The 26,272-nt window shown below is 68.8% G+C and carries 23 protein-coding genes; 12 read left to right on the top strand and 11 right to left on the bottom strand.

Features of this window, described 5'->3' with window-relative positions:
- Positions 1 to 131: 131 nt before the first annotated feature.
- Positions 132 to 4,271 (bottom strand): beta-galactosidase, encoded by a 4,140-nt coding sequence (locus AB0I04_RS41340; RefSeq protein ID WP_360897757.1) that lies wholly within the window; start codon positions 4,269 to 4,271, stop codon positions 132 to 134.
- A 383-nt stretch (positions 4,272 to 4,654) separates the two neighbouring features.
- On the opposite strand from AB0I04_RS41340, the gene AB0I04_RS41345 reads away from it, so the two are divergent.
- Together AB0I04_RS41345 and AB0I04_RS41350 are read left to right on the top strand one after the other, a co-directional pair.
- Positions 4,655 to 5,410, top strand: a complete 756-nt coding sequence (locus tag AB0I04_RS41345) for an SDR family oxidoreductase (RefSeq protein ID WP_360897759.1) — start codon at positions 4,655 to 4,657, stop codon at positions 5,408 to 5,410.
- Positions 5,411 to 5,436: 26 nt separating this feature from the next.
- The gene (locus tag AB0I04_RS41350; protein ID WP_360897761.1) at positions 5,437 to 5,868 is read left to right on the top strand and encodes a cupin domain-containing protein; all 432 of its coding nucleotides are present in this window, start codon (positions 5,437 to 5,439) and stop codon (positions 5,866 to 5,868) included.
- Between the two features lie 13 nt (positions 5,869 to 5,881).
- Here AB0I04_RS41350 and AB0I04_RS41355 read toward each other — a convergent pair whose 3' ends face one another.
- Both AB0I04_RS41355 and AB0I04_RS41360 read right to left on the bottom strand, forming a co-directional pair.
- Positions 5,882 to 7,000, bottom strand: coding sequence for a PrpF domain-containing protein (locus AB0I04_RS41355; RefSeq protein WP_360897763.1), 1,119 nt, complete (start codon positions 6,998 to 7,000; stop codon positions 5,882 to 5,884).
- A gap of 157 nt (positions 7,001 to 7,157) precedes the next feature.
- Complete coding sequence (locus AB0I04_RS41360) at positions 7,158 to 7,979, bottom strand: SAM-dependent methyltransferase (protein WP_360897765.1); 822 nt, start codon at positions 7,977 to 7,979, stop codon at positions 7,158 to 7,160.
- Positions 7,980 to 8,268: 289 nt separating this feature from the next.
- Here AB0I04_RS41360 and AB0I04_RS41365 point away from each other — a divergent pair, with 289 nt between their 5' ends.
- Positions 8,269 to 9,282, top strand: coding sequence for an arabinan endo-1,5-alpha-L-arabinosidase (locus tag AB0I04_RS41365; RefSeq protein ID WP_360897767.1), 1,014 nt, complete (start codon positions 8,269 to 8,271; stop codon positions 9,280 to 9,282).
- Between the two features lie 359 nt (positions 9,283 to 9,641).
- Here the strand turns inward: AB0I04_RS41365 and AB0I04_RS41370 are convergent, their stop codons facing one another.
- From AB0I04_RS41370 to AB0I04_RS41380, 3 genes are all read right to left on the bottom strand, one after another.
- Positions 9,642 to 9,950 (bottom strand): hypothetical protein, encoded by a 309-nt coding sequence (locus tag AB0I04_RS41370; protein ID WP_360897769.1) that lies wholly within the window; start codon positions 9,948 to 9,950, stop codon positions 9,642 to 9,644.
- 310 nt (positions 9,951 to 10,260) lie between these two features.
- On the bottom strand, positions 10,261 to 11,013 hold the full coding sequence (locus AB0I04_RS41375) for a BBE domain-containing protein (RefSeq protein ID WP_360897771.1): 753 nt from the start codon (positions 11,011 to 11,013) through the stop codon (positions 10,261 to 10,263).
- Positions 11,014 to 11,523: 510 nt separating this feature from the next.
- Complete coding sequence (locus tag AB0I04_RS41380; RefSeq protein ID WP_360897773.1) at positions 11,524 to 13,416, bottom strand: sialidase family protein; 1,893 nt, start codon at positions 13,414 to 13,416, stop codon at positions 11,524 to 11,526.
- Positions 13,417 to 14,012: 596 nt separating this feature from the next.
- On the opposite strand from AB0I04_RS41380, the gene AB0I04_RS41385 reads away from it, so the two are divergent.
- The 6 genes from AB0I04_RS41385 (at position 14,013) to AB0I04_RS41410 (ending at position 20,041) form a co-directional block, all read left to right on the top strand.
- Complete coding sequence (locus AB0I04_RS41385) at positions 14,013 to 14,732, top strand: GNAT family N-acetyltransferase (protein WP_360897775.1); 720 nt, start codon at positions 14,013 to 14,015, stop codon at positions 14,730 to 14,732.
- 93 nt (positions 14,733 to 14,825) lie between these two features.
- Entirely contained in the window at positions 14,826 to 15,155 is a 330-nt protein-coding gene (locus tag AB0I04_RS41390) for a methyltransferase dimerization domain-containing protein (protein WP_360897777.1), read from the top strand.
- A gap of 156 nt (positions 15,156 to 15,311) precedes the next feature.
- Positions 15,312 to 15,923, top strand: coding sequence for a HAMP domain-containing sensor histidine kinase (locus AB0I04_RS41395; RefSeq protein ID WP_360897779.1), 612 nt, complete (start codon positions 15,312 to 15,314; stop codon positions 15,921 to 15,923).
- 280 nt (positions 15,924 to 16,203) lie between these two features.
- Entirely contained in the window at positions 16,204 to 16,722 is a 519-nt protein-coding gene (locus AB0I04_RS41400; RefSeq protein ID WP_360897781.1) for an ATP-binding protein, read from the top strand.
- Positions 16,723 to 16,920: 198 nt separating this feature from the next.
- Positions 16,921 to 18,762, top strand: a complete 1,842-nt coding sequence (locus AB0I04_RS41405) for a LuxR C-terminal-related transcriptional regulator (RefSeq protein WP_360897783.1) — start codon at positions 16,921 to 16,923, stop codon at positions 18,760 to 18,762.
- Positions 18,763 to 18,910: 148 nt separating this feature from the next.
- Positions 18,911 to 20,041 carry a PLP-dependent aminotransferase family protein gene (locus AB0I04_RS41410; protein ID WP_360897785.1) on the top strand — a complete coding sequence of 377 codons (1,131 nt, stop codon included), beginning with the start codon at positions 18,911 to 18,913 and terminating at the stop codon, positions 20,039 to 20,041.
- Between the two features lie 96 nt (positions 20,042 to 20,137).
- Here AB0I04_RS41410 and AB0I04_RS41415 read toward each other — a convergent pair whose 3' ends face one another.
- Both AB0I04_RS41415 and AB0I04_RS41420 read right to left on the bottom strand, forming a co-directional pair.
- Positions 20,138 to 20,821 carry an IS630 family transposase gene (locus tag AB0I04_RS41415; protein ID WP_360897863.1) on the bottom strand — a complete coding sequence of 228 codons (684 nt, stop codon included), beginning with the start codon at positions 20,819 to 20,821 and terminating at the stop codon, positions 20,138 to 20,140.
- Positions 20,706 to 21,143, bottom strand: coding sequence for a helix-turn-helix domain-containing protein (locus AB0I04_RS41420; RefSeq protein ID WP_360897865.1), 438 nt, complete (start codon positions 21,141 to 21,143; stop codon positions 20,706 to 20,708). Before AB0I04_RS41420 ends, AB0I04_RS41415 begins: the two co-directional genes overlap by 116 nt.
- A 165-nt stretch (positions 21,144 to 21,308) precedes the next feature.
- Between AB0I04_RS41420 and AB0I04_RS41425 the strand changes: the two genes are divergently transcribed.
- Entirely contained in the window at positions 21,309 to 21,608 is a 300-nt protein-coding gene (locus AB0I04_RS41425) for a protein kinase (RefSeq protein ID WP_360897787.1), read from the top strand.
- Between the two features lie 387 nt (positions 21,609 to 21,995).
- On the opposite strand, the gene AB0I04_RS41430 is transcribed toward AB0I04_RS41425, so the two are convergent.
- Entirely contained in the window at positions 21,996 to 22,964 is a 969-nt protein-coding gene (locus AB0I04_RS41430) for an NAD(P)-dependent alcohol dehydrogenase (RefSeq protein WP_360897789.1), read from the bottom strand.
- A gap of 97 nt (positions 22,965 to 23,061) precedes the next feature.
- Here AB0I04_RS41430 and AB0I04_RS41435 point away from each other — a divergent pair, with 97 nt between their 5' ends.
- On the top strand, positions 23,062 to 23,718 hold the full coding sequence (locus AB0I04_RS41435; RefSeq protein WP_360897791.1) for a helix-turn-helix domain-containing protein: 657 nt from the start codon (positions 23,062 to 23,064) through the stop codon (positions 23,716 to 23,718).
- 133 nt (positions 23,719 to 23,851) lie between these two features.
- Here AB0I04_RS41435 and AB0I04_RS41440 read toward each other — a convergent pair whose 3' ends face one another.
- A complete protein-coding gene (locus tag AB0I04_RS41440; RefSeq protein WP_360897793.1) occupies positions 23,852 to 24,427 on the bottom strand; it encodes a CGNR zinc finger domain-containing protein in 576 nt (191 codons plus the stop codon).
- A 102-nt stretch (positions 24,428 to 24,529) separates the two neighbouring features.
- On the opposite strand from AB0I04_RS41440, the gene AB0I04_RS41445 reads away from it, so the two are divergent.
- Positions 24,530 to 25,699: an epoxide hydrolase gene (locus AB0I04_RS41445; RefSeq protein ID WP_360897795.1), complete on the top strand. Its 1,170-nt coding sequence runs from the start codon at positions 24,530 to 24,532 to the stop codon at positions 25,697 to 25,699.
- Between the two features lie 158 nt (positions 25,700 to 25,857).
- Here AB0I04_RS41445 and AB0I04_RS41450 read toward each other — a convergent pair whose 3' ends face one another.
- Positions 25,858 to 26,133, bottom strand: a complete 276-nt coding sequence (locus tag AB0I04_RS41450; protein ID WP_360897797.1) for a hypothetical protein — start codon at positions 26,131 to 26,133, stop codon at positions 25,858 to 25,860.
- Positions 26,134 to 26,272 lie beyond the last annotated feature (139 nt).

A 26,272-nucleotide genomic window follows, 5' to 3' on the forward strand; every position in this document is an offset into this window, starting at 1 on the left:
CTGATGAGACAAAAGACGCCGTCGATCGACGTCGAGCTCAGCGGTACCGGCAAGAGCCAAGACGGAAGTGCCCCGCTCTGTCGCCGAAGTCGACAGAGCGGGGCACGAAGGGAACGGATCACCCGTGGTGGTCAGGCGCCGCCGCAGGTCAGTATCGGGTTCACCCAGTCCCCGTGGTCGTTGCCGTTGCCGTCACCGCCGTCGCCCACGGACAGGTCGAGGACCTGGCCGCCGGTGACGGGGACGTCGATGTCGACGGGCGTCGATTTCCCGCCCAGCACCGGAGTGGTGGTGAGCACCTTGCCGTCGAGGATGACGGAGAAGGTGACCGTGCCCGGGTCGCCGTTGTCCACGCCCACGGTGGCGGTGAATCGGCTGCACTGACCGGCGAGGTACACCTGGACGTCGCTGGGTGAGTTGGTGCCCAGGCCCTTGGCGTACACCGTGCCGCCGAGCTTGAGCGGGGTGCCGTCGCCCGCCGCGGTGTTGCCGACGCTCTGGTCGCGTTCCACCGGCCCCCATCCGTTGCTGGCCGACATGAACGGCAGGTCGCTGACCTGGTCCTTCCCCGTCGGCGGGGCGGGCGGCACGGCGGTGATGACCCGTTCGTCGGTGACGGTGGCGGACCGGCCGCGCTGGACCATGGTCGCGGTGGCCGTGAACGCGCTGACCTTGTCCACGGTCGCGGGCGCCGTGACGTCCCAGCTGAAGGTCGCCGACGCGCCGGGTTCGATCCGCTTCGCGCCGGACGGGGCCGGCTGCGGGCTGATCGTCCAGCCGTCCGGTGCGGCGAGCTTGGCCGTCACACCGAAGGCCGTGGGCTGGTCGCCCGGTACGGAGACCGTCGCGGTCGCGGTGAAGTGCTGCCCGGCGCCGGCCGATCCGGGCACCCGCAGGGCGACCTGCGCGCCGGGCGCGGCGGGCATGGCGTAGCGCGCCCCGCTGTACCGGGGGCTGTCGTTCTGCGCAACGGCCAGCGAGGAGGCGTAGCTGCCGTAGTTGGTCAGGGCGACCGTGCCGAGGCCGCCGGTGGAGCCGTCGAGGTTCCACACGGCGATGGCGATGCGGTTGCTCCCGTGCGGGTTCAGTACGCCGTTCGGGATTGGGAAGCTGTGCTGGGGCCCGAGGTAGTTGACGTAGGTGCCCATGTTCCAGCCGTTGACGTAGATCTCGGCGCGGTACTTGCGGGACGGGTTGTCGGTGAAGGCCAGGCCGAGCGAGGTGTCCTGTCCCTTGGGCAGGTTCAGGCCGACGTCGGTGGTGTACCAGGAGACGCCGGGGGTCGTGTCGGTGGCGGGAAGCCGCACGGGGGACCACGTGTCGGTGGGGTAGCCGGGCAGCATCCAGCCGGCCCGCTCGCCGTACAGGCCGCCGGTGGCCAGCGGGCCGCGCACGGTGTCGACGGGGGTTTCGCCGCCGCGTACACCCTGCAGCCGCCAGGTGACGGTGTTCAGCGGGTCGCCGGTGAGGGTGGCGCCGGTCAGGCCGCGGGCGGCCTTGTTGCCGTTGGACTCGTTGTAGTCCTCCTCGTGGCCCATGTTCACGGTGAGGACGGACAGGACGTTGTCGCCTCCGGTGTGCACTGTTCCGGCCGGGAAGGTGTAGGTCTTCTGACCGTCGGTGGTCGAGCTGCCGAGGAAGGTGCCGTTGAGCCACGCCGAGGAGGCCGCGGCTCCGCCGCCGCTCTGGCTGCTCAGGGTGATACCGGTCTCCTTACCGGTGCCGGCGAACCGGCCGCGGTACCAGGTGCTTCCGGTGTGGAAGCCGTAGTCGTCGGCGAACAGCACCGGGAGCGAGCCCGGGGAGGTGGTGCTGTTGGTGGTGGTCTTGTCGGCGGTCTGCCAGGTGGAGTCGTCGAACCCGGGCTGGGACTCGGGCGACTCCTTGGCGTGCCGCCAGTCGGTCAGCGCGGGCAGGGTGATGGGGGCGGCGGTGGGCAGGGTGCCGGTGAGGCTGCCGCCGTCGCCTCGCCGGGTCGTGACCGGCCGGCCGTTCCAGGTCAGGGAGCCCGCGGTGGAGAAGATCTCGACGGCGCCGTCGGTGCCGGTGTCGCCGGTCAGGTCGAGCCTGGAGGCGTCGGTGGCCGCGCCGCGTAGCAGGTGGGTGCCGCGGACCAGCACCGGGCCGGCCGCGGTGTCCCGCCGCCAGAAGGTCTTGGCGGTGGCGGTGTCCGCGAGCAGCAGGAGCAGCGGGTGGGCGCCGCCGGTGATGCGCACCCGGGTCAGGCCGGTGTGCTGGTAGTTCAGCCGCAGGTCGCCGGTTGCCGGGTCCCAGGTGGAGTCGACGGTGCCGCCGGTGGCCGTCACGGTGGGCTTGGCCGCGTAGTGCAGGACGGTTTCGCCGTTCGAGCCGTGGCCGCCGTAGAGCACGGCGATGTCCCGGCCGCCGATGGTGGCGTTGGTCATGACCTGAGAGGTGGAGTACCGCAGCTGGTTACCGCCCAGGTCGTACCCCGCGACGATGATCGTGGACTCCCGGCCGGCGAGGGTGAGGGCGGTGCCCGCCTGCTGCGGGATCGTGTACACCGGCGCCGTCGACGAGGAGCCGGTGAGCACGTCGATCGCGTCGATCGTCACGAACGTGCCGGACGCCGCCGCGTTCTTGTCGCCGGTCACGACGATCTTGAGCGTGTGCGGTCCGTTGGTGAGGCCGGTGGCCTGGTAGGCGACGGACTGGTTCTGCTTGGCGGCCCCGTACAGGTCGACGGTCTTGACCTTCGTGCCGTCGAGGTAGACGTCGGCGATGCCGTGGTTGCCGTCGAGGTTGCTGATCCACCTCACGCCGGTGCCGGTGAAGTCGACCGAGGCGCTGTCGCCCTGGGTGCTGGAGAAGGACTCGGTGTGCTTGTAGTCGCCGCCGGTGTAGTTCTGCTCGGCGCCGACGTGCGACCACGTGCCGGTGTAGTGGACGGCCGCGTCGGGGTCGTCGTAGGTGTATCCGGGGTGGGCGCCGAAGTCGAGCGTCACGTGGGCGGAGTCGGTGGTGGTGGCGGTGGAGTCGGTGTGCCGCAGGACGTGGAACTGGGTCCCGGTGTCGGTGTTCATCCGGGCGGTGTCGGTGACCTTGGCGTTGTCGGTGGTCGCGGCGATCGCGTCGGTCTTGGTGAGGGGCGCGACGGCCTGGGTGAAGTAGCCGATCAGCTTGTCCTGGTCGTACTTGGGATCGAGCTGGCGGGTCTCGCGGATCGCGGCGCCGTAGTCGTAGGAGGTGTAGTTCTGCGGCATTCCCAGCCAGCCCCAGTTGGTGCCGCCGTAGGTCATGTAGAAGCTCTGCGAGGTCGCGCCGACCGCGATGTTCTGCTTGTAGAACACGTCGGCGAACTGGTCGTTGATCAGCTGGGCGCACTTGTCGTAGCCGGGGCCGCCCCACGGGTCGAAGGCGCCGCCCTGGAACTCCGCGGTCGCCAGCGGCTTGCCCGCGACATGGTCGTAGCTGATGTCCGGCACGCCGCGCCACTTGGTGGGGTTGGAGCAGTTGAAGCCCTGCGGGTACGAATCGGCGGCGTCCACGTCGAGAGCGGCGTCACCGGCGTTGAACGTGCCGTTGTTGTTGCCGACCAGCGGGACCTTGATGCCGTCGGCCGTCGCCTGGTTCTCCAGGTGCTTCATGTACGCCCGGCCGGCCGCGCTGCCGTTGTAGTACTCGTTCTCCACTTGGTACTCGATCACCGGTCCGGTGCCGTCGGTGAACTGGTGGCGGGCCAGGATGCGGTCGATCCGCGTCTGCCACTCGTCGCTGTACTTCAGATACTTCGGGTCGCCGGTGCGGGTGTTGCCGGCCTTGGTGGAGAGCCAGCCGGGGAAGCCGCCGCCGTCGACCTCGGCGTTGATGTACGGGCCGGGGCGCGCGATCACGTACAGGCCCACCTGGTCGGCGATGTCGAGCAGCTTGTCCACGTCGCGTACGCCGGTGAAGTCGTAGACGCCGGGCGCAGGGGAGTGGTAGCCCCAGTCGAAGTAGAGGGAGACCGCGTTGAAGCCGGCAGCCTTCATCTTCTGCAGCACGTCTCGCCACAGGTCCTGGTTGGGCAGCCGGAAGTAGTGGAACTCGCCCGACCACAGGTACGTACGCTTGCCGTCGATCTTGAACGAGTAGCCGTCGTACGTCACCGAGTGCGCCGTCCCGGCGGCGGAGGCGGGGGCCGCCGCCGGGACGGGCGCGGCGTTCGCCACCGAAACGGTGACGACGCCTGATCCGAGCAACGTCAGGGTCAGGATCGCGGCCACGGCCGCGCGCGAGCGGGCCAGGAGTCGCAGGATGCCAGGGAGCATGTTCGGGGCCTCGCTTACCGGCGGGACGCGTTTAAAGCTGTGTAAACGCGCTGTTTCGTGTGTGCAGTGTGAGGCCTGCGAAAAGAGCCGTCAAGGGCCGGTTCGTGCCGCTTTTGGCGTCCATGGGGACGAACGGACACCCCTGCACCAAGGTGGTGGCGCCATCGATGTGGTCCGTCCTGACCTGGCGAGCACCGCCGCCTTGAGGCAGGCGCGAAATCGACACCCTTCGATGTTGAAAAATGTTCGTTTCGAGGTGACTGGGATCTGCTCGATTTCACAGGGAAGGATTTTCGCGGGGGCTGTCACAGGTGGCGGGGCTGTCCGGTCTTAGCTGGCGGACCGGGTGCCAAGCGATGCCCCGGCGGACAGGAAGGCATGTCATGAAGATCGTTGTCATCGGCGGTACCGGCCTGATCGGGTCCAAGGTCGCGGCGAATCTGCGCGAGCAGGGTCATGAGGCGGTGGCGGCGGCGCCGAGCACCGGCGTCAACACCCTCACCGGCGAAGGCCTGGCCGAGGTCCTGACCGGCGCGTCCGTGGTGGTCGACGTGTCGAACTCGCCCTCCTTCGAGGACGCCCCGGTGCTGGCGTTCTTCCAGACCTCCACCGGCAACCTGATGGCCGCCGAGGCCGCCGCGGGTGTCGGGCACCACGTCGCGCTGTCGGTCGTGGGGACCGAACGACTGCCCGACAGCGGCTACATGCGGGCGAAGCTCGTGCAGGAAAAGCTGATCGAGGACTCGTCGATCCCGTTCTCGATCGTGCACGCCACGCAGTTCTTCGAGTTCGTCCGCGGCATCGCCGACGGCGCCACCGACGGCGAGAGCGTCCGGATAGCCCCGGTGTCCTTCCAGCCCATGGCGAGCGACGACGTGGCCCGCGTGGTCGCCAACGTCGCGGCAGGAGCACCGCTCAACGGCCGGGTGGAGACCGGCGGGCCCGATCGGTCCCGGATGGACGAGTTCTTCCGGAACGCCCTGGCAGCCTGGAACGACCCGCGCGAGGTCGTCACCGACCCCCACGCGCGGTACTTCGGCACCGAACTGAGCGAGCGATCCCTGGTGCCGGGCGACGACGCGATCCTCGGCGAGATCCACTACAGCGACTGGCCCGGCCGCATCCCCGCCACCAAGTAACGACCATCCCGCAGGGGGTACCTCTCATGTCGGACAGAACACAGCAGACCAGGTCGACCGTGTGGCAGACGGCGTTCACCACGCTGCAGGAGGCAGAGCCGCCGTTCATCCCCGACGGAGCGCACGCGATGACCCTGGTCATCGAGTACCCGCCCGGCGATCCCGGCGCACCGCCGCACCGCCACGCCGGCCCGGCTTTCGGGTACGTGGTGGAGGGCGAGATGCGGTTCGAGCTCGAAGGCGAGCCGGAGCGGGTCGTACGCGCGGGCGAGGCGTTCTGGGAACCGGGCGGCGACGTCATCCACTACCAGGACGGCAACAACCGCGACGACGTCCGGCTCCGCTTCACCGTCACGATGCTGTGTGAGCCGGGGAAGCCGATGCTCGCCCTGGTCGACGAGGACGAACTCGCCCAGCGCGCGGACCGCCGCGCCCCTCGGCCGGCAGGACGCCCGTAGGCGCCGTTGCGGCTCATTCGGAACGTCCGTCCGGAACGGGAACGAGGAGTTCGGCCCGTACGATGCGCCGAGCGGCGCGATGCAACAGCACCGTGGGGGACGCGCCATCCGGTGCGGGGACGGCTCGGGCGGTGATCACGCCTGCGGGAGTCCCCAGACGCAGCGTGCCGTCGGCGGTCGGGCGGGCGACGCGGTGGGCGAGGGTGCCGGGGACCACGGCCGCGGTGGCCAGGGCGATGGCGGAGGTGAGGCCGATCGCCGGGTGCGGCGCGTGCATGGAGACCATGCGAACGGCCAGGTCGTACTCGTCCTGGTCGACCGGCATGCCGCACGTGGTGCGGAACGCGGCCGGGCGACCGACGATGCCGACCTTCGGCACGGCGTGGCTGACCGGGTCGTCCGGCCCGGCCAGCCCCATCGCGAGGGCGGCCTCACGGCGCAGCGCGGTGAGCGTGGGTACCACGGCGGCGAATTCGGCGACGGATTCGTTGCCGTCGAGACCGAACGCCTTGGCGTCGAAGAGCGCGACGGGAGCGCCCGAGTCGATGAGCGATGCCTCGACGGGACCGTCCCGTCCGGGCAGGGTGTCCAGGGGGCGGCCGGTGGGCAGGGCATGGCCGGTGGCCGAGCCCGCCGGATCCTGGAACCCGAGCAGCACCGGAACACCGAGCGCGGACGCACCGGGAACCACCGCCGTGCCCTCGTCAGGAGGCACGAGGCCCGGAGTGGGGATCGTCCCGGTGAGCCGGGCCCCGGTGTTGGTGTTGATCATGCGGACGGTGGTGGTGTCCGAGGTGATCGATACGAGGCCCCGGTGGAGGGCGTAGAGCGCCACGGCGGTGGCGCAGTTACCGCAGTTGCCGGCCCACTCCACGCGCTCGTCGCCGACGCCGACCTGGGCGAAGGCGTACTCGACGTCGACGCCGGGCTCGGCGGACGCCCGTACGACCGCGGCCTTGGACGTGGTGGAGGAGGCACCGCCGACGCCGTCGATCTGCCGGGGGTCGGCGGCGTTGAAGGCGGCGAGCAGCAGCGTGTCGATGTCCACACCGGTCGCCACGACATCCTGGTGTTCGAAGATCCAGCACTTGCTGGTTCCTCCGCGGACCATCTCCCCCTGCAGACGCAACACAGCTGACTCCTCGTGGAACCGGCGGCCTCCGTTGGGGGGTGCGTTCCACAATGGGTTACCTGCTGTGAGGTCCCGGAAATCTGCAGGGGCGTCAAACCGACGTTAAAGCCCGCCCGTGGCCGGCACGCCGGCGGCTTCGAGCGAGGGTTCTGGCTCGTCAGGGCTTGCGCCCGACTCCACAGAACTGGTCACGGTCGCTCGACGGAGGAACCTCGCCGAGAAGGGGACGCCAGCGGCTGCACGCCACGACGCCCGGCGGCACGAGGTCCAGACCGTCGAAGAACTCGGCGAGCCGCTGTGGGGAGCGCATCGTGACCTCACTCGCACCGATCTCGTTCCAATGGCGTACGGCGTTGTTCATCGCCTCGCCGCTGCCCTCGTTGGTGGAGTGGGTGAGCACCAGATGGCTGCCGGCGGGAACCGCGTCCAGCAGCCGCTTGACCGCGGTGAACGCCGCGTCGTCGTCCAGGAAGATCAGGGATCTGCCCATCAGCATGAGCGCGACAGGCCGGCTGAGGTCGAGCGTGCCGTCGATGGAACGCAGGATCTCGTCTGGTTCGTGGAGGTCGGCGTAGATGTAGTCGGTGACTCCGGGGGCGCCACCGGTCATCAGGGCGCGGGCGTGGGTCAGCACCATGTGATCGTTGTCCCCGTAGACGATGCGTGACTCCGGGGCGACCGCCTGCGCGATCCGGTGCGTGTTGTTGGAAGCGGGCAGGCCGCTGCCGATGTCGAGGAACTGACGCATGCCGGCCTCGCCGACGAGGTACTGGACGGCCCTGCCGCGGAACGCCTCGTCGGCCTGCGCCAACGCGATGATACTGGGGAGAAGCACGCGAATCTGGTCGGCCACCTCGCGGTCGACGGCGAAGTTGTCCTTGCCGCCCAGCAGGTAGTTCCAGACCCGCGACGGGTGCGGGACGCTGACGTTGATGTTGGCCGACAGCTTCCGGCCGTGGGTGAAATCCTCTTCTCCCATTGCAGCCTCTTCTATCAGCATCGGTCCGATACGTCCCCTGACCGCACACCCTACTGGGTCGGGCGAGTGCCCTCCTGTACTCACATCGCCATGCCGTGCCACTTCGTACGGATATGACATCTTTTTCCGATTTAGATAACCGATCGTGTCGAGCGGCGTCGAAACCACGTCGAGCATGAAAGTCGATGAAAGCGCCGTTGACCGGACTCATGAGTCGACTTAGCTTCGCGGATGCAGTGTCTCGATCATTGTTCGAGATATCGAACGAGTGGCTTCGCGGAGGGCGACGATGCACAGAGGCCGCTTCCCCCGCCGGCCCGCCGCGGTGCGAACCACGCGCCTCCGGCGTGCCGGACTGGCCGTGGCGGCCGCCGTCGCCGCCTTCACCACCATGACCGGAACCGCGCTCGCCTACCCCGACCCGGGTACGGTCACCGGCGTGACCGGAGTGCACGATCCGTCGCTGACCAGGACCTCGGCCGGCCGGTACTACGTGTTCTCCACCGGCGCCGGGCTACCGGTGACCACCTCGACCGACCGGACCGCCTTCTCCAACGCCGGGACGGCACTGCCCAGCGGTGCCTCCTGGGCCGCCGCCTACACCGGCGGCGACCCGGCCGCGCTGTGGGCGCCCGACGTCTCCTACCACGGCGGTAAGTATCTGCTGTACTACGCCGCCTCCACCTTCGGCTCGAACACCTCCGCGATCGGCCTGGCCGGGAGCACTTCGGGTGCCCCGGGCACGTACACCGACTACGGCAAGGTCTATTCGTCCTCCAGTAGCAGCGACTACAACGCCATCGACCCCGACCTCACGGTGGACGCCTCCGGCAACTGGTGGCTGGCGTTCGGCTCCTGGTGGACCGGGATCAAGCTCATTCAGATCGACCCGAGCACCGGCAAGCAGGCGTCCTGGAACACCACGCGGTACAGCCTGGCCAGCGCCTCGGGCGGCATCGAAGGTTCCAACGTCTTCTACCACGGCGGCTACTACTACCTGTTCACCTCGCGCGGCCTGTGCTGCCGCGGCGTGAACAGCACGTACTGGATCGCGGTCGGCCGCTCGACCGGCATCACCGGCCCGTACTACGACCGGAACGGGACGTCGCTGATGAGCGGTGGCGGGACCGCGGTGCTCGCCTCGCACGGGAGCTATATCGGCCCGGGCGGCCAGATGGTCTACCACGACACCGACCACGACCTGCTCGTCTACCACTACTACGACGCCAACGCGGGCGGCGCTTCAAAGCTCGGCATCAACTACCTCGGCTTCGACTCGGCGGGCTGGCCGTACGCCTACTGACCCGGTCCCGGCACGCCCGTACTGAGGAGGTTCCACGTGGACGATGCGCAGGCGGCCGGCCGACGGGTGCACCGGGCTGGGAACGCGGACGCCCGCGCCCATCGGGGCCCGGCGTGCAGGGGGAACGCCGGGCCCCGATCAAAGGGGGGCCGGGGGAGGAGGGCAGGCTTGGCTCCCGTCACCATCCAGCGTGCCGAGGGTGCGGCTACCTGAAACCGGGAGAAACCCCTCATCGACTACCTGGATCGAGACTCGCCGTCCCGCGGGGACGCCCGATGAGGCTTGCCCCGCAGGACGATCAAGGCGGGCAAGGCCGCGGACGTACGTCCACGCGACGCCGGCCCCTCACGGCGGCATCGTCACGCCGCCCGGTGCGGAACGCCTCGGACGCCGGGCGCGGCACGCCGGGCCTCGGCCTGTCGAGCGCGACGCTCGGCCGCCGCGCTGCGGGCCGCGGCCAAGCCGGCGCGAACCTGGGCGGCACCGCTGCGGGCGGTCGCCGGATCGACGACCCGGCCCGCGTACTGGGCCAGCACCTCCTGCACCGGTGGCGGATGCGGCGGCTCCCGGGGAACCAGCACCGGCGGGGGACCGCCGTCGGCGGCGGCGAGCACGAGCGACGCGTGACAGCTCGGGCATCTCAATGCGGACCGGTCGTCCTTGCACATACCACTGATGATTCCCCGCACCACTGACAAAACAAGCACCATGCGGTCGGGACCTTCTCTGCTCGGAAGTGTGCCAAGCGATACAGCCCGAAGGTGTCGCGGCCGTGGTCGTTGCTCTGGGGCCTCTCGCTCGATGTCGTGCGATCTGCAACGGTCGGCGTCTTCCCGAGTCGGCCGGGGTGGGGAGCAATTGATTAATTGATCTCGCTTCGATCGGACGTATGGCCTGATCTGGGGAATCACCCGTGCGCCGTCCGGCAATCGGCTCATGATCGACCCACGACCTGCCAAATGCGCTCTGCCGTGGTGTTCAGGTGGGGCGGATCGATAGCGCGTGGCGGAACACGTCGCGTGGATCCCAGCGGCGCTTGACCTGCTGGAGCCGTACGTAATCGCCCTTGTAATAGAGGGCGTGCCATGGAGGGGCCGACGTGTTGTACCGAGGATCGGCCAGGTCCGCGTCCGCATAGTTGATGAACGCGCCGTCGTCGTCCTCGCCGGCCGGAACACCGCCGTCGGCGGCGTAGAAGTCGTGGTAGAGCTCTCGGATCCACGTCAGGTGCCGGGAGTCCTCGGCCGCGTCCTGCCAGCCGGCGAGGAAGCCGATCAGGAAGATCGAGTCGCGGTGCGGCATCGCGGTCGTGCCGGGGGAGACGGCGTTGACGCGCCCGCCGTACGTGTTGATGAACAAGTGACCGGACGGATCGTTGTGCTCGGCCCCGGTGAGGTAGCGGTAGGCGGTGGCGATCTGCTGGTCGGTGAAGCGGCGGCGTCGATACCCCGACTTCAGCTTGAGGCGGCGGTCGAAGGGTGTGGGGTCGTTGATCGCCTGCGTCGCCGAGGCGAGCCAGGGCAGGGTGGACGACTGCCGCACCGGCCGTGCGCCTACGCCGCGGCCGAGCGTGCTCACCAGGCCGTCGAGTAGCCGCTCCGCACCGCTGTCGGCGGCTACTTGACCGGAGATGCCGATGGTCTCGCTGGCCTTGCCGGAGAGGGCGAACTCGCCGTAGAGGGCGGCCGCGGGGGGAGCCGGGCGCCGAGTTGCGCTCGCCCCATTCCCCATAGTTGCGCATCAGTCTGACGAACGAGTCCTGGTCGAGCTCCGCCCATGGCCAGTCCAGGGAGTAGCTCAGGACGGTGGAAGGCGGCCGGGGCAGAAGCCGGCCGGGGTCGGTGCCCTGGGCGTCGGGGGAGCGGAACCAGTAGCGGGTGACGATCCCGAAGTCGCCGCCCCCGCCTCCGGTGTGCGCCCACCACAGGTCCCGGTTGGGATCTGACGGTTCCCGGGTGGCGACCACGCTTCTGGCCTTGCCCGACCGGTCCACCACTACCACCTCGACCGCGTACAGGTGGTCGACGGTCAGGCCGTACATACGGCACAGCGCGCCGTATCCGCCGCCGCAGACGTGTCCACCCGCCCCGACGCTGGGACAGGTTCCGCCGGGGATGGAGCCGCTGCCCAAGGATCCGGCGGCTGGCTCGCTTCTCTCCCGCGATTTGGTAAGAGGCCCCGTTCAGGACGTGTGGTGACCACAGCCCCGGGCGGGACGCGTGGCCCCGCCCGGCTGCGTGGTCAGTGGATCGGGACTGCGGCGGCGTAGATGTCTTCGTCGTTGGCGATGGAGGCGTTGGCCGCCGAGGCGTTGCACAGCTGTGGCGGGGTGCCGGTGGTGCCGGTGCCGGGGCACAGGAACAGGGCGGCGTTGCGGGTGTCGGACCAGACCGGGTAGGCGGTCGTGGCGGTGGCGTCGACCATGATGTAGTCGCCGTAGAACTGGCCGTTGAACTGGCTCGGCGGCGGCATGCTGGAGGACGTCACCCGCCTGCTGGCGAAGTGGGTCAGATCCGTGGACGTGGTCACGGTGATGTCGGAGAAGCCGGTGGACTCGTCCGAGCCGTACTGCCGGTCGTAGTAGGCGGTCACGAGCGTGCCGCGGGGGCTGAAGACGGTGCCCTGCCAGTACTGGTCGCTGCGGCCTTGTGCCGTGTTGTCGCCGATGACGGGCATTTTCCGTACGTCGGTGGCGGTGCCGGTGAACGAGGCGCCACCGTTGGTGGAGCTGGAGATCACGATGCCGTTGTTGCATCCGCCGGTCTTGACGCCGTCGTACAGGCTGCCCAGCCCCTCTGCGGCAGGGGTGAGTCCGGCGGGTGTGCAGCCGCCTGCCTCGTTGGAATCGCGGTTGATGTACGAGCCGGTGGTGACGACCACGCGCTTGGGGTCGGCCGGGTCGACCGTGACGTTGGGATAGTTGGTGGCGCGGAACACCGAGTTGGTCCCGGCTCCCTTTTCCGGTACGCAGTCACGGCCGGGGTCCTTGCCGTCGCCCTGGTAGGTGTCGCAGTCGGGCAGGTCGTAGTAGTCGGTGGCCTTGACGGGGGCGGAGAAGGTCTTGCCGCCATCGACCGAGCGGGCGAGCAGGACCTGGAAGCGATTGTCCTTGCCTGGGTTCGTGGTGTTGTAGTTCGCCCACGCGACGTACAGGCTCCCGTCCGCGGCGGTCACCGGCTGGGAGAACTGGTTGTCATTGCAGCGCCCGTGCGGTGTGGGGATGCCGTAACCCTGCGGGCACAGCGCCGAGTCGGAACTGACCAGGACGGGCGCGCTGAAGTGCTCGCCGTAGTCGCTGGAGTAGGCCTCATAGATGTAGGCGGTGCCGTCCTCGGGATAGGTCGTCCAGGTGACGTAGACGCGATCCCGGTACGGGCTGCGGACGTGGTCGTCGACGGTGATGAGCTGCTTGTCGAGCAGGAAGTTCCCCGCGCCGGCGGTGTCATCGTGCTCGGCCACCGGGCGGCCGGCGAAGTTGAACGACGCCCCACCGGATCCGGTCGAACGGTAGACGTAGAAGCCGCTGGACTGGTCCGCGTCCGGTGAGACGGCGTTGCCGCGCTTGAACTCCTGGCACGACAGGTAGGCGTTCCCGCGCGTGTCCCAGGCCACCGAGGTGTCTCCGCTGGACTGGAAGTACTCGCGCGGTTTGCCGCCGAAGGCCGTGCCACGGACGAACCCGTTCGGCGTGGTCGCGTCCGTCCACACTCGGCCGCCGTCGCGTGAGTACGAGACGCCGCAGGTCCCATCTCCGCGCCGATAGTCGTTGTACGTCGAGATGAGCTGTTTCGGGTTGTTCGGGTTGACCGCGACCCACGTCTCGTTCTGCGCCTGTCCTCGTCCGGCCAGTTCGGGGTCGGAGACGTTCGAGCAGTTCTGGTTCACCTTGACGTTGCCGCCGCGGTTCCCGTAACAGCCGGACTCGGCCGTCGCCTTCGGGGCGGTGACCGCGTTCTTACTCAACCGCTGGGGGCCGAGGGCCTCGGCCAACGCTCCCGAGACATGTCGTTTCTGCACCGCGCTGAGCTTGGCGTAGCCGAACGGCTCGGCATTCGCGCCCGGCGTGAGCAAGGTCAGCCCGCCGATGAGCAGGCCGCCGACGGCGACCAGGCTCAGGGCACCACGTTTCCGCATCCCTACCTCCGATCAGGCTCCGTCGCCTGAAGGGCGCGAGACCCGCGCCCGGCCGGAACGTAGATCTGCAAGGAGGGACGGACAATCCCAAAGTTCCCAAATGGCCAGCAGCGGTCAAAGGGAACACGACTCGCCCCGCGATCCTCCGGAAACCGGATCGCAACCTTTTCGGCTGATGATCGCCGGCTGTGGTCGTGCTGTCCTAGTACGGCTTCACGCCACTTTGACGTTACCGGGGGACAAACCGTCATGGCTGGACACCGCATGCCGCCGCGCGGCTGCACGATCCTGCCCACGGACCCGCGGTTGGACACCCCACTCTGCGGCGGACGTCATCGATGATGCCCACCTGGGCGACCGGCCGGGCACGCTGGACCATCTGTGGTGTATGGCCCGTTTCGACAGCGATGACTTCGCAGGAGAACCTTTTCATGGCTACCGGGGACCTGTGGCAGACGATCCAATACTTTATGGGTCCCCGGCCTGCACAAGACGCCTTACGAGCGGCCCGGAGCCCAGTTCGACGCTCCTCCCGGCGTGCCCCCTGCACCGGCGGCTGCTTCACCTCAAGCCGAAACGAGAGGATTCAACTGACCGTGAGTCTTACACCCCGTCCCTGGCGACTCGAGGACCGGCGGCACGCGAAACGCTGCTGGTGGAATTGGTTCGAGGCGAAGTGGCAGTGCGCGAACGACTGTCCGACCCGTCGTGAGCCAGGCCTCGAGGTCGGCGAGGGGCCCGCGGCGCCCGTCAAGGAGAAGGGAGTATCGGCGGCCTCCTCGCCGTCTCTCGATATCCAGGTGCTCCCTGAAGAAGTGAGTGAGGACGCCGACACCATGCGGCACCTCGCTGACCTGATCAATCGGGTGTACGCCGCCGCCGAGAAGGGGCAGTGGCTTCCCGGCGCGACGCGCACCAGCACCGAGGAGATCACCGAACTCGCCCAGGCGGGGCAGATCGTCGTCGCACGGGTCGACGGTGCCGTGGTCGGCGCCATCCGCGTGCGGCACCTCGACTCCCGGACCGGCGAGACGGGCATGCTCGCCGTCGATCCCGAGTACCGCAACCTGGGAATCGCCCGGGAACTCCGGCGGTTCGTCGCCGACCTGCTGCGCAGCCAGGGAATCGCCACGTTGCAGATCGAGCTCCTCGTCCCCCGCGACTGGGATCAGGCTTCCAAGAAGGTCATGGCCGGCTGGAACAGCCGGGCGGGCTACAAGGTCGTCCGGAAGGGGGCCTTCGAAGAGCAGTATCCCGATCTGGCGCCGCAGCTGGCGACTCCCTGCGATTTCATCATCTACCACAAAGAACTGTGACACCGAAACTCTTTCGCCTGATGATCGCCCACCGCGATCGTGCTGTCCTCGGGCGGCTTCGTTCTTACCGCGCCAGCGACCGGAGACCATCTCATGAACACCACCGATAACACGCCGCCGCAGATTCCCGCGCCGATTCAGATGCTGCAATTGATGGCGGGATTCCAGGTCTCGCAGGCCCTTTACGTGGCGGCCAAGCTCGACCTCGCCACCATCCTGGGCAACGGCCCGCAGACGATCGATCAGCTCGCCGCCGAGACGAACGCCAACGCCGATGCGCTGGGGCGGATCATTCGTTTCCTCGCCACGCTCGGCGTGTTCCGCACCGACGGTGACCAGGTCGAGATCACGGAGCTGGGCGCGACCCTGGCCGACGACCGCCCCGGCTCGCTACGGTACGCCGCGCTCGCAAGGTGGACCTAGCCGAGCCGAAGCTGATCCAGACGGTGCGGGGTACCGGCTACGTACTGCGCAGGCCACGGCCGTGAGGGGCGCGGGCATCGGGCGCAGGCTCCGGCGGCTCTCGCTCCGCGGACGGCTGCTGGCAAGGGGTTCACCGAGCTCTACCGGATGGGCGGCATGCCCGAACGGGAGGACGTCGACGCCTCGATGGGCAGGATCGAACGCGAGGCCGCCAGGCTGGTCGATCTGGTGGAGGACCTGCTGCTCCTCGCCCACCTCGACGAGCACGGCGCCACCACGGACCTCCCCCTGTACCTCACCCCCATGGATCTGCGCACGCTGGCCGCCGACGCCCTCCACGACCTGCGCGCCCTCGACCCGCATCGCCCCGTCACCCTCACCGGCCCCAGCGGCGGACCGCCCGGCGACGCTCCCGTCCTCGGTGACGAGGCCAGACTCCGGCAGGTCACCACCAACCTCGTCGGCAACGCCGTCGCCCACACCCCGCCGGGCACCCCGGTCCGCATCGGCGTCGGCACCGAGAACGGGCCCGCCGTCCTCGAACTCCACGACGACGGGCCCGGGATGACCAGAGCCCAGGCCGACCAGGTCTTCGAGCGCTTCTACCGCGCCGACGGCGCCCGCACCCGGGCCGAGGGAGGCGGGGCGGGCCTGGGCCTGGCCATCGTCGACTCCCTGGTGACGGCGCATGGCGGCCGCGTGGAGGTCGATACCGCGCCCGGTGAGGGGGCCACGTTCCGGATCCTGCTGCCCCGCACGCAACCCTGAGCCCCGGGGCCGAAACCCCGGCCGGCGCAGATGAACGGGCAGGCCAAGCGACGCGTCCTGGACCACAACCTATTCGGCTGATGATCTCTCGCCGCGGTCGTGTTGTGCTGAAACAGTTGCCCCCACTTCACGGTAATTAGGTGATAACCGTCGTTCCCGCGCTCAAGGCCGACAAGCTTCACAATCCGATCTTGGCGCCTGCCCGTCCGCGGCCAGGACCTCTCCCATGAGGGCAAGCGCTCGGAGCCGGTCTCGGTGGCAGCGCTTCCGGCCGCGGGAGGTGGAGCTCTCGGCCGTCGAGGATCTTTTGCGGGCAGTGGGCGCCGGGCAGGGCGGGGCGATGGTCGTCTGCGGTGAGGCCGCTATCGGGAAGACCGCGCTGTTGGAGCAGGCGCTCGAAGCGATACCGCAGGCGCGTCGCCTGGATGCGGCGGGCCGCGAGTTCGAGACCGAGCTTCCGTTCACGGCGTTGCATGAGTTGTGTGTTCCGCTGCTGGACGGGTTGGACAGCCTGCCGGGCCCGCAGCGCGCGGCGCTGGAGGTGGCTTTCGCGGTCCGCGAGGGTGCGGCGCCCGATCGATTCCGGGTCGGCCTGGCGGTGCTGGGCCTGCTGACCGGTGCGGCGCGTGAACGGCCGATCGTCTGTGTGGTCGACGACACGGACTGGATCGATGATGCCTCGGCGCAGGTGCTGGCGTTCGTCGCCCGCCGCGTCGGCGACAGCCCGGTGGCGTTGCTGTTCGCGCTTCGCGGGCCGGTGGCGTCCGGGCGCTTTGCGGGTTGCCGGTGCAGACGGTGACCGGTCTTGGAACCGAGGACGCGCTGGCGTTGCTTTCTTCGCGGATCCACGCGCCGCTGGATGAGCGGATCCGTGATCAAATCCTGGCGGAGTCGCGCGGCAATCCGCTGGCATTGATCGAACTGGTGCGCGGCATCGGGATGCCGGAACTCGCCGGTGGCTTCGGTCTGCCGGAGGCGTTGCGGGTGCCGTGTCGACGTGCGGTTCCCCCACCCGCTGGTACGGTCCGTGGTCTATCGTGCGGCGGCGCCGGAAGAGCGCCGCGCCGTACATCAGGCGCTCGCGCAGGTGACCGAACCGCGTCGGGACGCGGACCGCCGTGCCTGGCACCGTTCGCAGTCGGTCCTGCTCCCGGATGAGTCCATCGCCGGGGAGCTGGAACGGTCGGCGGACCGCGCCCACGCGCGCGGCGGCGCGGCTGCGGCGGCCGGGTTCCTCGAACGCGCCGCGGCCTTGAGCCCCGATCCGGGCCGGCGGGCGGGCCGCGCCCTGGCGGCGGCTCGGTTCAAGCATCAAGCGGGCGCCACCGAGGCCGCGTTCAGGCTCCTGACCACCGCCCAGGCCGGGCCGCTGGACGCGCGGCGCCACGCGCTCGCCGGACTGCTTCGCGTTCAGCTCGAGATGGGCGGCCACGGCGGGGCCGCGGATCGGTTGCTCGATGCGGCCAGGGGGCTGGAGCCGCACGACGGGTTCTGGGCCGAGATGACCTACCTGCAAGCGCTTTCGGCCGCGATCGGAGCCGGTCGCCTCGGCGAACGCGACCGGCTCGCCCAGGACGCGCGTAAGGCACGCGCCGAGTTCGCCACGGCGGATCCCACAGCGCCTGGGCACCCGATCCAGTTGCTCCTCGACGCGCTGACCGCCCAGCTGATCGACGGTTACACCGTCGCGGCCCCACTGTTGAGAAAGGCGATCGACGCCCTGGTCCCGGCCGATTCCGCGCAGCTCTCCGACGGCCGCTGGCTTCGGCCTGCCTGCGGGGCCGCGCCCGACCTGTGGGACGAGCAGGCCTGGAGTACGCTCGCCGAGCGCTACGTACGGTCGGTACGTGAGTCCGGGACGCTCATCGAGTTGCCGGTCGCCTTGCGCTGCCTGGCGCTGTACCGCATCCACACCGGTGAGTTCGGCGACGCGGCGTCGCTGATCGCGGTGGCGCATGAGCTCGCGGAGGCGAATGGCACCCACGGCCCGTCCTGGGCCGACATGGCGCTCGCGGCCTGGCGCGGCGATCGGGAACGGACGGCCGCGCTGTCGGAGACGATCGCGATCCTGGCACGCGAGCGCGGTCAGGGCTGGGTGCTCTCGGCGGTCGACTACGCGACCGCGGTGCTGCACAACGCCACCGGCCGCTACCAGGTCGCGGCCCAGACCGCCCGCGCGGCGGATGAACACGACGAGCCGGGCCTCACCGCGTTCGTCCTCCCAGAACTGATCGAGGCCGCCACTCGTACGGGAGACGTCACGCTCGCCGAACGAGCACTGGAGCGGCTCACCGAGCGCACCTGCACGTCCGGCACCGAGTGGGCGCTGGGCATCGAGGCCCGCTCCCGTGCCCTGCTCAGCGTGGGCTCACCGGCAGAAGACCTGTACAAGGAGGCGATCGATCGGCTCGGACGCAGCCGGGCCGCGGTGCAACTAGCCCGCGCCCGCCTGGTCTACGGGGAATGGCTGCGCCGCGAATCCAGGCGCGGTGACGCCCGCCTGCAACTCCGCATCGCCCATCAGGAGCTGACCACCATCGGCGCCACCGGATTCGCCGCACGTGCCGCCCGCGAACTGTCCGCCTGCGGCGAGCGCCCGCCCGAAGCCACCGCCACGCCCTTCGATCGCCTGACCGCGCAGGAACTGAAGATCGCCCGTCTGATCGCCGACGGCGCCACCTCCAAGGAGGCGGCCGGTCGGCTCTTCCTCAGCCCGCGCACCATCGACGCCCACGTGCGCAACATCTTCAAGAAACTCAACCTCACCTCCCGCAGCCAACTACGCGCCCTGCGAGCGCGCCTGCCCGCCGACCCGCACGACACCGACATGACCTACTGACGCCGGTCACGGCCGCCGACTAGGCGATCTTTGCGGATACGGCGTCGTTGTTTTTGCCGATCCAATCATTAGTGGCAAAAAGTGAAAATCGGACCGTGTCTAACAGTGGTCTCAGCACGCTGACGACGGCATTAGCGGGTCGGTGGTGATGTCACTCGACGCCCTCGATGTCTGGTCGCGAATACCGAGTCCTCCGCTGCGCCTGACGGCGAAGCCCGAGTACGACTTCCGAGCGGGTGTGCCGGACGTCGAACTGTTTCCCTTCGGCACCTGGCGTGACCTGCTCACCGAGCAGCTCCAGGCGTTGCCGCCGCACTCGCTCACCTACGACGACCCGCGAGGGCACCCGGCGTTGCGGGCCGAGATCGCCCGCCGACTCGGACCGTCGCGGGGGATCCGGGTGCCGGCCGACGCGGTGCTGGTCACCGCCGGGTCACAGCAGGCGCTGGACATCGCGGCGCGGGTCCTGCTCCGGCCCGGGGACCGGGTCGCGATGGAGGTGCCGGGGTATCCGCCGCCGCGCCGGCTGTTCACCGCGCTGGGCGCGAGACCGGTCGGGGTACGCGTGGACGCCGAGGGCATCGTGGTGGACGAGATCCCACCCGACTGCCGTCTCGTCTACGTGACACCCGCCCACCAGTTCCCGCTGGGCGTGCCCATGTCGCCGCGGCGCAGGAGCGAGCTGGTCGCCTGGGCCGGACGGCACGGCGCGGCGATCCTCGAGGACGACTACGACAGCGAGTTCCGGTTCACCGACGACCCGCTCGTATCCCTGTACGGCCTGGACTCCGAGCACGTCATCCACGTCGGCTCCTTCTCGAAGGTGCTGCTGCCCGCCTTGCGACCCGGCTACCTGGTCGCGCCGCCGCGGTTGCGGAGGGCGCTGGAGAAGGCGAAGTACCTCACCGACCTGTACGCGCCGACCATCGAGCAGGCGACGCTGGCACGTTTCATGGCGGAAGGCGGATTCGCCGAGCACGTACGGAGCGCGCGGCGGGAGTACCTGAACCGGTGGAACACGGTGAACCGGATCCTGCACCGTGACTTCACCGGCGTGCTCACCCCGCTGCCCTCCGTCGCGGGCCTGCACGTCAGCGCGTCCGGACCGGACGGCATGTGGCCGTTCGTGCGCGCCGCCCGGCGGGCCGGCGTCTGGCTGTACTCCCTCGGCGACTTCACCGAGCCACGCGACTCGGTGCACGGACTGGTGTTCGGATATGGGGCCGTTCGGGCCGACCGAATCGAGCCGGGTCTGAAACGGCTGCGAGAACTCCTCTGAGACCCAGATGTCCTTCGTCTCGCCCCACAACGAAAGGATGCACATGGCAGAGAAAACGGCCACCTTCTCGCTGAGCGCCGACGAACTAGTGCCGTGTCATGCAACGTTGATCATGTAACCGGTCCAGGTGCGGATGGTTGATTCGGGGGCGAAGTCGCGTTTGGGTTCGGCTCGGGCGTTGCGCCAGCGGACGTAGGCGGCGATCGCTTCTCCTTGCTCGGTGTGGCTGTGGTGGTCGGTGCCGGACAGGGCGAAGTAGCGCAGGGCGGCGAACTCGGCTTCGATCCAGTTCAACCACGAGGAATACGTCGGCAGGAACACCAGCTCGATGTCGTGGCCGGCCGCCCAGGAGGCCACGTCGGGGTGCTTGTGGGGCGAGAAGTTGTCCAGGATCAGATAGAGCTTCTCGCCGGGCCAGCGGGTGCGCAGCACTTTGAGGAAGGACAAGAACTCACCGGAGCGTTTCCGCTCCCGGATCCGGTAGATCATCTTCCCGGTGGCCAGGTCGAGGGCGGCGAGCATGTGCCGCACCCCGCCGTAGCGGTTGTAGGTGGCGCGCAGCCGCGCCGGATGACCGGTCGGCCGCCAGCCGTGGCCGGGCCGTGGCTGCAGGTTCAGCGGCCCGAACTCATCGGCGCACACCACCCGCCCATCGTCCGGCGGATCATCGTAAAGCTCCAGGACACGGCGCATCTTGGTGATGAAGTCCGGGTCGTTTGAGGCCTCCCAGGTCTTGGTGGCCTGCCAGGTGATCCCGCCGGCCCGCGGGATCTGCCGGATCGATTCGCGGCTGATCGAGGCGACCACTTTGGGTGGCCACCAGGTGCTCGGCGAGTTTGCTCAGGCTCCACGTGCTGAAGGGCAGGCCCAGGTCGCGGGGGCAGCACCGGGCGATCAGGCGGATGTGGCGGCGGACCGCCTCACTGATCGTCTTCGGTCTGCCCCCGCTCCATTTTGGGTTCAACGCATCGAACCCCATGTCGTTGAAGTCATGGATCACGCCGCGGACGTACTCGGGTGAGCAATCCAGCAGGTGAGCGATGTCCGGGACGCCCTGTCCCTGCGCCGACATCAGCACCACGATCGCCCGCCGCAGCTTCACCGGATCCTTCGATGTACGCCCGATCCGCTGCAGCCGCTGGCCCTCAGACATCGTGACCGGCCGGACGAACACTTCCGGGGGACGCCCCATCAACCACCTCCGAGATCGTGCTCGAAGGCAGCCTGGCCCGTACCCGGCTAAAGATCAATTACACGAACAACGATCTTGGACGCGGCACTAGGAGGCGAGAGCCGCGAGGTCATGGTGGCGAGGCTGGAGCGGGAGGCAAGGGCCGCCGCACAGATCTCGCACCCGGCCGTGGTCAACATCCTCGACGTGGTCACCGATTCCGGGCGGCGGTTGATCGTCATGGAGCTGATCAATGGCCGGAATCTGGCCGACCTGATGGACGAGGGCCTACTGGCGCCCCAGCAGGTGGCGAAGGTCGCGCTGCCGGTCGCGGAGGCGCTGGTCGCCGCGCACGCGGTGGGCGTGCTGCACCGGGACGTCAAGCCCGACACGTAGAAACAGTGCCGTCCTGAGGCAGCACGATTTCGGAGCGGCGCTGCGTCAGCTGCGGGAACACACCGAGCCCGCTGCGGTCGGCCTGCCGGTAGGTGGACGGCGGCGGGCTCGCGGGCTGCGCCGGGAGGAACTCGCCGAGTTGGCCGGGGTGTCCGCGGACTAACAGGCGGTTGGAGCAGGGGGCCGTCACCCGTCTGTCGGCGTGGTGACCGCCCTCGCCCGCGCGTTGCGGCTGGGGCGGGCGGAGTACGAGCGGCTCTGTGCGCTGGCCGGACACGCCGCGGCCGACGGGCAGGTGCCACGCGAGGTCGGGGCAGGCGCGGTGCGCCGGGGCGACAGCCTGGGGTTACGAGTCGGAGGCAGCCCCTCACGTTCCGAATTTTCCGATCAATTCGCGGATCCGGCGACGGTGATGACGAGCTTGCCCCCGATGCCGCCCGCCTGGAGCGCCCGGTGGGCATGGGCGATCTCGGCCAGCGGGTAGGTCCGGGCCACCACGGGGCGGATGGCCCCGGACTCGGTCAGCCGGGCCAGTTCGGCGAGCAGGTCGTGGCGGGGATTGCCACTGAAAAAGCGCACCCGGCGCGGACCGAACGCCGTGGAGGCCACCAGGTAGCCCAGCGAGCGCAGGACGCGGGAACTGTCGAAGGCGATCGAGACCATCCGGCCCGTCGGCGTCAGCAGCCGCCGATAGTCGGCCATCCCGGTGCCCACGGTGTCCAGGACGACGTCGAACCGGCCGAGGTCTCTTGGCGCGGTGGTGGAATAGTCCCGTGCTTCGTCCGCACCGAGGTCGCGCACGAAGTCCAGGTGCCGGGCCCCGGCCAGCGCCGTGACGTGGGCGCCGTAGGCACGGCCCAGTTGCACCGCGACACTGCCGACCCCGCCCGCCCCACCGCGCACCAGCAGCCGTTCCCCTTCCCTGATCCGCGCCTTGTCGCGCAGTGCGGTGATCGCGGTCGTGCCCACGGCGGGCAGCGCGGCCGCCCGCACCAGATCCAGCCCGACGGGGGTGCGCGCCAGCTGATCAGCAGGCACGACCACGAATTCGGCCATGCTGCCGAAGGCCCTGGCCAACACTCCCCACACCACGTCGCCGATCCGGAATCGTGACACGCCGGCTCCCAGAGCGGCGACGTCGCCGGCGAAGTCGGTTCCGGTCCGCTTCGGGAAACCCCGGTCCATCAGCGCGGTCACCAAGCGCACCTTTCCGGCCCGGGCGGTCAGTTCGCCACCGTTCACACTGGCGGCGTGCACGCGGACCAGTACTTCGCCGGCCCGGGGAACGGGTTTCGGCAAGGTCCCCTCGTACAGTACGCCCGGACCGCCGTACTGGTCGTACAGTGCTACGCGCATCTCGCGTCCTCCCGTGCTGAAACCGTCGAATTCCGCTGCTGATCACGGTAAGGCGATAACCGGATGGCATCGTCCACTTGACGCTAAGGTGAGAAGGATGTCCGCCGATCCCTCTCAGATGCCGCCCGCAGCGAAGCTGCGCGCGGATGCGCGGCACAATCGCACGCGCATCCTGGCTGCTGCCCGGGAGGTCTTCGCCGCCCGCGGGCTGGACGTACCGATGGCCGCGATCGCTCGGCGGGCAGGAGTCGGCGTTGCCACCCTCTACCGGCGCTTCCCGACCAGGACGGTACTGATCACCGAGGTGTTCACCGACCAGCTGACCGGATGCGTGTCCGTGGTGGACACGGCGCTGGGCGAACCGGACCCGTGGCGCGGGTTCTGTGTGGCCGTGGAGACGGTGTGCCGCATGCAGATGGCCGATCGCGGCTTCACCGGGGCGTTTCTGACCGCGTTCCCCGAGGCCGTGGACTTCGAGCGGGCCCGCGGCAATGCTGAACGAGGGCTGCGCGAGCTGATCCGGCGCGCGCAGGCGGCCGGCCGGCTGCGCGCGGACTTCACCATGGCCGACCTGATGCTGTTGTTCATGGCCAACGGCGGAGTAGCCGCCGAACTGGCCGACCAGCCCGCCACGGCGGCCACGGCGGCTTCTCGACGCCTGGTGGCAGCGATGCTCACGGCGTGGCGGACCGAGCGCGCCGCTTCAGCGGACCCGCTGCCACCCGCCCCGCCGCTGACCCTGCACCACATCTAGCGCGCCCGGTCGACGGCGCTCAGGTGCACGGGTCAGGTCAGCGACGTCTCCGACACCGTGGTGTCCGATGTGTGGTTTCTTTCGTGGGAACTGACCGCACTTGTTCGTGAGTCTTGACCACGCCCTGCGACGATTACGTTGCTGATCTGGGGTTTTTGTGCTGGTTGGCATTGAAGCGCGCTTTCTTCTGACGATTCCCGCACGTGTTCATGTCACACCATTTGCGGGTGCGACTTTGGCTGGTGTCGAAGAAGGCGGCTTGGCAGGTCGGCGATGCGCACAAGGCCAATTTTCCGTCTCGTTCGCCTGCGATGATGCTGATCGCGTCGGCGGCGATCACGCTTAGGGCATCTTCTACGCAGGAAGCCGAGCTGAGTTGCCATCGCCGATTGCTCTCGGGCGTCAGGACGGCCGCGGCCCGACCCTGAGTGCTGCAGTCATTGATGACTTGGACGGCAGACGCAGGGAGAGCGTCTTGGATGGCGGCCGCTGTCGCGGCGGCGTGAATTGATTCCCTCAGTTCCCAAGCGCGTTCGAGCTGGGCGGTGGTGCAGGACTCCACAGCGAGGCCGTTCACTGCCAGCCAGTCGACGAGTCGGTGCGGCGTGGGAATGCGTTCCACAGCGTTGCCGCGACGCTCCGTCAGAGTCCCCGTGAAGCTGGTCGCCAGCACCTTACCGAGACGGAAGTCAGGGAACCCAGCACGCATGGAACCACCTTAGCAGGTTGCACGCTGACATGAGGGCATGCTAGAACCGTCTTAGCCGGTTCGAGGCAGTCGTAGCCGGTTCCGCGATGGCCAGGAGGTCTCATGCCCCGTCCAACCGGCGACGTGCAAGCATTTGAAGCCCACGCAACCGACGCTGAGCTCGACGATCTGCGCGCGCGACTGGCCGCGGCGCGGCTACCGGAAGCCGAGACGGTCTATCGCGCCGCGCCCGACCCTCGCCGATGGGAACAGGGCGTTCCTCTCGCCGACCTCGTCGATGTCGTGAACTACTGGCGCACCGGGCACAACTGGCGGTCGTTCGAAGAACGCCTTAACCGGATCGGCCAGTTCCGCACGACCATTGATGATCTGGGAATCCACTTCCTGCACCGCCGATCCGCGCGCGCAGATGCCACTCCTCTGATCTTGACGCACGGTTGGCCAGACAGCATTGCCCGGTTCATCGATGTAGTAGACGAGCTGGCAGATCCGAAAGATGCAGACGCGCCGGCGTTCCACGTCGTGGTCCCGTCGTTGCCAGGCTTTGGTTACAGCGACAAGCCGGCCACCACCGGGTGGGGAACCGAAAAGATCGCGGCCGCATGGGTGGAACTGATGGGAAGGCTCGGCTACAGCAAGTTCGTAGCCCACGGCGGCGACTGGGGAGGTAATATCACCACGGTTCTCGGCGGGAGGTTCCCGGCGCACGTTCTCGGCATCCACACAACGTTCGCGGAGGGACCTCCCGGGTTGACAACGGACGGGCTGACGGCGGCCGAGCGCAAGTGGACCGAGGAAACCCGCGATTTCTGGCTCCACCGCGCGGCGTACGCGAAGCAGCAGGCGACCCGACCGCAGACCATCGGCTACTCGCTCGTCGACTCACCGGTCGGGCTTCTCGCCTGGATCCTTGACAAGTTCGCCGAGTGGACAGATACCGAAGATAGCCCGTTCGAGACGATTTCCAGAGACAGAGTTCTTGACGACGTCACCCTGTACTGGCTGACGCGGACCGGCGCATCGTCTGCCCGCATCTACTACGAAAGCCACAACTCGCTCGACCCCGGACTTCGGGTCGACGTCCCGTCAGCACTCACTATGTATCCCCGCGACGTCGAGAAGTGTCCGCGAGCCTGGGCACAGGAACGGTACCGACAGATCGTCCGATGGAGGTCGCCCGAAGCCGGGGGACATTTCCCGTCGCTGGAGGTTCCCGAGTATTTCGTCAAGGATCTGCAAGAAGGCCTCGCGGCAGTGCTGGCCGCCAATTAGTGAACCCCACGCCCCGGCCGTCACGGGCAGTGCGCCGCGGCCACACGCCGCTGGGCCCGCCTCCGGCGCTGCGCAAGCTGCTTGCCGCGCTGATGGTCGGCCGCTACTTTTCTCAGGTCAATGATCAGACACTGCCCGCCCCAGATGGAAGCGCGAGGTTAGTCCACCGAGAGCGCGCGGGAACAGTTGTCCAGCAACCATGCTTGCGCCTTGTCGAGGCTCCAGCCGTTGTCCTGCGTCAGCGTGAAGTATCCGGTGTAACCGAAGTAGAACCACAGCACGTCGGCGGCGTCGGCGGCACTCGACTTGATGGCACCCAGCTCGTGCAGGCGATCGGCGACCTTAGCCAGGGTTCCCCGGTAGCGTGCGGTTGATGACGCAAGGCGTTCTGCCACGGCGGAATCGTGCGGAGCCGTCACCAGAAGGATCTTCATCACATCGCCGTACTGCTCGCGGATCTCGCGGCTTGACTGTGCGACCAGGGCGAGTATCCGCTGCGGATCCTCCAGCGTTTCGAGCTGGTCCAGGCTTGCCTTTGAGGATCGGTGAGTCGGCCCACATCTGCACCAAGTC

The sequence above is a fragment of the Actinoallomurus sp. NPDC050550 genome (genome assembly GCF_040655075.1).
GTDB lineage: Bacteria > Actinomycetota > Actinomycetes > Streptosporangiales > Streptosporangiaceae > Actinoallomurus.

Excerpts from the sequence above, each read along its gene's own strand:
- AB0I04_RS41340 (WP_360897757.1), bottom strand. The coding sequence starts at position 4,271 with ATGCTCCCTGGCATCCTGCGACTCCTGGCCCGCTCGCGCGCGGCCGTG.
- AB0I04_RS41345 (WP_360897759.1), top strand. The coding sequence starts at position 4,655 with ATGAAGATCGTTGTCATCGGCGGTACCGGCCTGATCGGGTCCAAGGTC.
- AB0I04_RS41350 (WP_360897761.1), top strand. The coding sequence starts at position 5,437 with ATGTCGGACAGAACACAGCAGACCAGGTCGACCGTGTGGCAGACGGCG.
- AB0I04_RS41360 (WP_360897765.1), bottom strand. The coding sequence starts at position 7,979 with ATGGGAGAAGAGGATTTCACCCACGGCCGGAAGCTGTCGGCCAACATC.
- AB0I04_RS41365 (WP_360897767.1), top strand. The coding sequence starts at position 8,269 with ATGCACAGAGGCCGCTTCCCCCGCCGGCCCGCCGCGGTGCGAACCACG.
- AB0I04_RS41370 (WP_360897769.1), bottom strand. The coding sequence starts at position 9,950 with ATGTGCAAGGACGACCGGTCCGCATTGAGATGCCCGAGCTGTCACGCG.
- AB0I04_RS41375 (WP_360897771.1), bottom strand. The coding sequence starts at position 11,013 with ATGGGGAATGGGGCGAGCGCAACTCGGCGCCCGGCTCCCCCCGCGGCC.
- AB0I04_RS41380 (WP_360897773.1), bottom strand. The coding sequence starts at position 13,416 with ATGCGGAAACGTGGTGCCCTGAGCCTGGTCGCCGTCGGCGGCCTGCTC.
- AB0I04_RS41390 (WP_360897777.1), top strand. The coding sequence starts at position 14,826 with ATGAACACCACCGATAACACGCCGCCGCAGATTCCCGCGCCGATTCAG.
- AB0I04_RS41395 (WP_360897779.1), top strand. The coding sequence starts at position 15,312 with ATGCCCGAACGGGAGGACGTCGACGCCTCGATGGGCAGGATCGAACGC.
- AB0I04_RS41410 (WP_360897785.1), top strand. The coding sequence starts at position 18,911 with ATGTCACTCGACGCCCTCGATGTCTGGTCGCGAATACCGAGTCCTCCG.
- AB0I04_RS41430 (WP_360897789.1), bottom strand. The coding sequence starts at position 22,964 with ATGCGCGTAGCACTGTACGACCAGTACGGCGGTCCGGGCGTACTGTAC.
- AB0I04_RS41435 (WP_360897791.1), top strand. The coding sequence starts at position 23,062 with ATGTCCGCCGATCCCTCTCAGATGCCGCCCGCAGCGAAGCTGCGCGCG.
- AB0I04_RS41440 (WP_360897793.1), bottom strand. The coding sequence starts at position 24,427 with ATGCGTGCTGGGTTCCCTGACTTCCGTCTCGGTAAGGTGCTGGCGACC.
- AB0I04_RS41445 (WP_360897795.1), top strand. The coding sequence starts at position 24,530 with ATGCCCCGTCCAACCGGCGACGTGCAAGCATTTGAAGCCCACGCAACC.
- AB0I04_RS41450 (WP_360897797.1), bottom strand. The coding sequence starts at position 26,133 with ATGAAGATCCTTCTGGTGACGGCTCCGCACGATTCCGCCGTGGCAGAA.